The organism is Ferviditalea candida (assembly GCF_035282765.1).
GTDB lineage: Bacteria > Bacillota > Bacilli > Paenibacillales > KCTC-25726 > Ferviditalea > Ferviditalea candida.
On record NZ_JAYJLD010000069.1, the window covers coordinates 1 to 4,787 of the forward strand.

5 protein-coding genes and 1 pseudogene are annotated in these 4,787 nt (G+C 48.4%); 4 read left to right on the plus strand and 2 right to left on the minus strand.

Translation table 11 applies throughout. The features are described 5' to 3' along the window. From VF724_RS20825 to VF724_RS20840, 4 genes and pseudogenes are all read left to right on the plus strand, one after another. Positions 1 to 730, plus strand: a 730-nt coding sequence (locus VF724_RS20825) for an amino acid ABC transporter permease (RefSeq protein ID WP_371756154.1), incomplete at its 5' end; no start/stop codon positions are given. A 16-nt stretch (positions 731 to 746) separates the two neighbouring features. Further along, complete coding sequence (locus tag VF724_RS20830) at positions 747 to 1,499, plus strand: amino acid ABC transporter ATP-binding protein (protein ID WP_371756158.1); 753 nt, start codon at positions 747 to 749, stop codon at positions 1,497 to 1,499. Between the two features lie 201 nt (positions 1,500 to 1,700). Then, positions 1,701 to 1,874: pseudogene (locus tag VF724_RS20835) on the plus strand (DUF255 domain-containing protein); the annotation flags it as partial. A 67-nt stretch (positions 1,875 to 1,941) separates the two neighbouring features. After that, a complete protein-coding gene (locus tag VF724_RS20840) occupies positions 1,942 to 3,831 on the plus strand; it encodes a thioredoxin domain-containing protein (RefSeq protein ID WP_371756155.1) in 1,890 nt (629 codons plus the stop codon). Positions 3,832 to 3,894: 63 nt separating this feature from the next. Here the strand turns inward: VF724_RS20840 and VF724_RS20845 are convergent, their stop codons facing one another. After that, positions 3,895 to 4,392: a cupredoxin domain-containing protein gene (locus VF724_RS20845; protein ID WP_371756156.1), complete on the minus strand. Its 498-nt coding sequence runs from the start codon at positions 4,390 to 4,392 to the stop codon at positions 3,895 to 3,897. A 209-nt stretch (positions 4,393 to 4,601) separates the two neighbouring features. Further along, a partial coding sequence (locus tag VF724_RS20850; RefSeq protein ID WP_371756157.1) for a hypothetical protein occupies positions 4,602 to 4,787 on the minus strand: 186 nt, incomplete at its 5' end.

Genomic DNA, 4,787 nt, shown 5'->3' on the forward strand with positions numbered 1-4,787 from the left:
GGCGAATCCTGATCGCCACACTGACGTCGGTGACGAAAACAAAAAACCACCGTCATTGGCGGTTCCGAATTCACTGTCAATTAAAGTGGCTGATGACAATATGCCCGCCTTGCTTGAGGGAGCCAGAAATACAGTCCTTCTCACGATCGTATCCGTTTTTTTCGGTGCACTTCTAGGGCTTTTCCTGGCGCTAGGAAGGCTGTCGAGAAATAAGGCCCTGGACAGGCTATGTTGGTTTTATATCTGGCTTTTCAGAGGAACCCCGCTTTTGATGCAGTTGTTTTTTATTTATTACGCCCTGCCCAAAATACATCCGGCGCTGACTTTGCCGGGGCAATGGGTACCGGCACTGCTGGCTTTGAGCTTGAACTCGGCCGCTTATTTGGCGGAAATCATAAGGGCCGCAATTCAATCTATCGACAAGGGGCAGTTGGAAGCGGCCAAAGCATTGGGCATGAGCTATGGACAGGCTATGAGCAGGGTGATTATTCCGCAGTCTTACAGACGCCTTATACCGCCTGTGGGAAATGAATTGATCGCCCTTCTTAAGGATTCATCTCTTGTGGCTATGATTGGAATGACTGAGCTGATGAAGGTAACCAATCAGATTTCCACTGCCCAATCGGTCGCTACGGTTTATATGCCGGCTGCGGTTCTTTATCTTGGCTTAACGACTTTTTTCACATTCATTTTTGAAAAGCTTGAGAAAAAATACTCTGTCTACGAATAGGAGGCGCAGTCTCATGATGATTACAATGGAAAACGTCAGCAAGTCATTTGGCTCCCTCCAGGTACTGAACAACATCAATCTATTCGTCGAAAAAGGCGAGGTTGTATGTATCATTGGCCCCAGCGGATCCGGTAAAAGTACGCTGCTCAGATGCCTGAACCATCTTGAGAGGATTACCGGCGGAAAGGTGTATATTGAAGGGGAACTGATCGACGAAAGGGTGGATGGAAGAGATCAGCTCAAGGTATCACAGAAAAAGGTCTCGCAAATATGCGCCGAACTGGGCATGGTTTTCCAAAAGTTCAACCTTTTTCCCCATATGACGGTATTGCAAAATATCATAGAGGCGCCGATGATAGTCAAAAAAGTGCCTAAAAATACTGCTGTGGAAACAGCCATGCAGCTTTTGAAGAAAGTCGGACTGGAAGATAAAAAAGATGAGTACCCGTCGAGGCTTTCAGGCGGTCAGCAGCAGAGGGTGGCGATTGCAAGAGCGCTGGCGATGCAGCCCAGGATCATGCTGTTTGACGAACCGACCTCCGCACTTGATCCGGAGTTGGTGGGCGAGGTGCTTGAGGTCATGAAGGAGCTTGCGAATGAGGGGATGACAATGCTGGTGGTTACCCATGAGATGGGCTTCGCCAAGGAAGTGGCTCACAGGGTTATATTCATGGATAAGGGTGAAATACTGGAACAGGGAGCACCTCGAGATATTTTCACCAGCCCGGTTCATGAGCGAACCAAGTCCTTTTTGCAGAAAGTGCTGTAATCTCTTATTGGACTAGCCCTGCGTTCCCATTGACTTGAGTAGCGACAATTTCCGGATGAGAGTACCGCCGAAACGGTGACGACATTCAATTGAACATCAAATTTCTATGACTATGGCTTGGGTTTTTTCTTTTTCTTGGGCGTATGTTAAACTTGAATTGTCAAGAACCAAAATTAGTCATGAGAAGGTGGATGATTGCATATGTTCGATCATACAGAAAAGCACAAGAGTAGACCTAACCGTTTGATTAACGAGAAAAGCCCTTACTTACTGCAGCATGCCTATAATCCTGTTGACTGGTATCCATGGGGCGAAGAAGCCTTCAACAAAGCAGCAAGGGAGAGCAAACCGGTATTTTTAAGTATAGGATATTCCTAGCTTCGGCTAACAAAATATTGAAGAAAAGGAAGATGCTACGGCTACATGTCATTGGTGTCACGTGATGGAGCGTGAATCATTCGAGGATGAGGAAGTGGCTGCGCTTTTGAACAAGCATTTCATCTCCATCAAGGTCGACCGGGAAGAGCGTCCGGATGTGGATCATTTATACATGACGGTTTGTCAGGCGATGATCGGCCAAGGAGGGTGGCCGTTGACGGTGGTGCTGACTCCCGATAAAAAGCCTTTTTTCGCCGGCACGTATTTTCCCAAAAAAGCCAAATACAATCGCTATGGCCTGATGGAGATCCTGCCGCAAATTGCGGCGAAATGGACGGATGAAACCGATAAGCTGCTGGAGGCAGGGGATCGAATCATCGAAGAAATCAACAAACGCGCGGGGCTGCCGCAAACGGGGGCAGCGGGTGAAGAAACCGTGCATCAGGCTTATGAACTGTATGCCAAATCCTATGACCCTCAGTACGGCGGCTTTGGCTCGGCTCCGAAATTTCCGACGTCGCACAACTTATCGTTCTTGCTGCGCTATTACATATATTCAGGCGAAGCGGATGCTTTGGAAATGGTGGAACATACTCTGGTTTCCATGTATCGCGGGGGGCTGTACGATCATATCGGCAAGGGATTTGCCCGATACTCGACGGACGAACGCTGGCTGGTCCCCCATTTTGAAAAGATGCTGTATGACAATGCGCTGCTGGCGATGACGTATATCGAGGCCTGTCAGGTCACGGCAAACCCGCTTTTCCGTAAAGTCGCGGAAGAGATTTTCGATTATGTGCTGCGGGACATGATCGATCCGGACGGAGCTTTTTATTCTGCGGAGGATGCGGACAGCGAAGGGGAGGAAGGAAAGTTCTACGTATGGACCCCCGAGGAGATTGTCGAGGTTTTGGGCAAAGAGGATGGAGAATGGTTTTGCGGCTTGTATGATATTTCGCCGGAAGGCAATTTCGAAGGCCGCAGCATTCCCAATCTGTTATTCCATACGCCGGAGCAATATGCCAAGCTCAAACATATGGATATTTCCGAGCTGACCGGGCGGTTGGAGAAGCTGCGCCAGCGTGTTTTCGAAGCAAGGGAAAAACGGGTTCATCCGCACAAGGATGATAAAATTTTGACCTCCTGGAATGGGCTCATGATCATGGCTCTGGCCAAAGGGGCAAAAGCGTTCGGCAATCCCGTATATGCGAAAGCGGCGGAAAAAGCCTTGGAATTCATTTGGAACCAGCTGCGCCGAGCGGAGGATGGAAGGCTGCTCGCGCGTTACCGCGACGGAGAAGCGGCAATTCCCGGCTATATTGATGATTATGCGTTTTTATTATGGGGCTGTCTGGAGCTATATGAGGTAACCTTCGATCTGAAGCTTCTGAAGCGGGCCATCCAATTGAGTGACGAGATGATTGATCTGTTCTGGGACGCTTCGCAAGGCGGATTCTTTTTCTACGGCCATGACAGCGAACAGTTGCTGACCCGAATGAAGGAAATTTATGACGGAGCCGTTCCTTCCGGAAATGCGGCAGCGTTCTACAACCTGATCCGGCTTGCGCGAATCACCATGAACGAACGGTATGAACATATTGTCGAGCAAGCACAGCAGGCTTTCGGCGGCGCCGTGAACCGTTATCCTTCCGGACATTCCTTATTTTTGACCGGCTTGCTGCTGAAGCAAAGCCCCTCGACGGAGATCGTGATCGCCGGAAAAGCGGAGGATGAAGGGGTGCAGCGGATGCTGCACGAGGTGTATCAAAAGTTTCTGCCCAACAGCCTGATTGTGCTTCGGTCCCCGGATGCCGCTGAAGCGTTGGATGAGCTGATTCCGTTATCCAAAGGCAAAAATGAAGTCGATCATCAGGCAACCGCTTATGTTTGCACGAACTTCGCCTGTCAGGCTCCGACGACGGATGTCGAGACGCTGATTGCGCAGATCAAATGAATGGGCATGGAAAAAGCTGTCCCGCAGGAGCAGATATGCAACTTGGGGACAGCTTGATTTTTATCATTCTTCGACAATCAGTTTGCCGACCATACCGTCATGCCCGGGTCCGCACAAAACGGAGCAATTGAAATCAAAGGAACCCGCTTTATCGGCAACGAACTCCGCCGTCCCCGAACCGTCAATCTTGACGCCGAAATCCGGTATGGCAAGGCCGTGGACGCCGTTTTCGTTCTTCAGGGTCAATTTGATTTTGTCGCCTTTTTTGACATGGATTTCAGTTTGGTCGAATTTAAAATTGGTTGCGGTGATCGTTATTTCTTTCGTCCCCCTGCTTGGGGCGCTCTCCGGCTTTGCGGTATCTTGAGCTTTCGGTTCCTCCTTAGGCTTGGTATTGTCTTGAGTCTGCGCAGCGTCTTGAGACTTCGTGCTTGGAGCGTTAGTTTGCGCTGATGGGGCGACTTCCTTTGATCCGCCGGTTCCGGAATTTCCGCCGCAAGCGCTTACAATAATGGCTGAAAAGGCAACGGCGGAAAAGATCTGCAAGTATTTCCGTTTCATGTTCCCCCTCCTAAAATTCAGGTTTTCCCCATAACCGTTAAACTTTAAAAAATCTTACTGGTAAGACTCCTCGCATTAATCTAGTTTACTACTAATCATGAGTGATTTCAACTGTCAACACAAATAATGATAAAAATATTACAAATTTGTGACGATGTTATTGACCGCCATATATCTTAGTAGTAATATATTCTTGAAATCGCTTTCTTTCATGCAATTGTTTCCTTGATTTCCAGTCCATTCGAAGGAGATTGAACAACTAAACTTTCTCTTGTACAAAATTTTTGCACAAAAATTTTTAAGGAGCTATTCCTGTAATGAATTAAAATGCGGTTTGCAAAACAAAAAGCGCCTCCTGTATGCTGGGTCATGGAATGCTGTACATTCACTGCCCT

Excerpts from the sequence above, each read along its gene's own strand:
- VF724_RS20830 (WP_371756158.1), top strand. The coding sequence starts at position 747 with ATGATTACAATGGAAAACGTCAGCAAGTCATTTGGCTCCCTCCAGGTA.
- VF724_RS20840 (WP_371756155.1), top strand. The coding sequence starts at position 1,942 with ATGGAGCGTGAATCATTCGAGGATGAGGAAGTGGCTGCGCTTTTGAAC.
- VF724_RS20845 (WP_371756156.1), bottom strand. The coding sequence starts at position 4,392 with ATGAAACGGAAATACTTGCAGATCTTTTCCGCCGTTGCCTTTTCAGCC.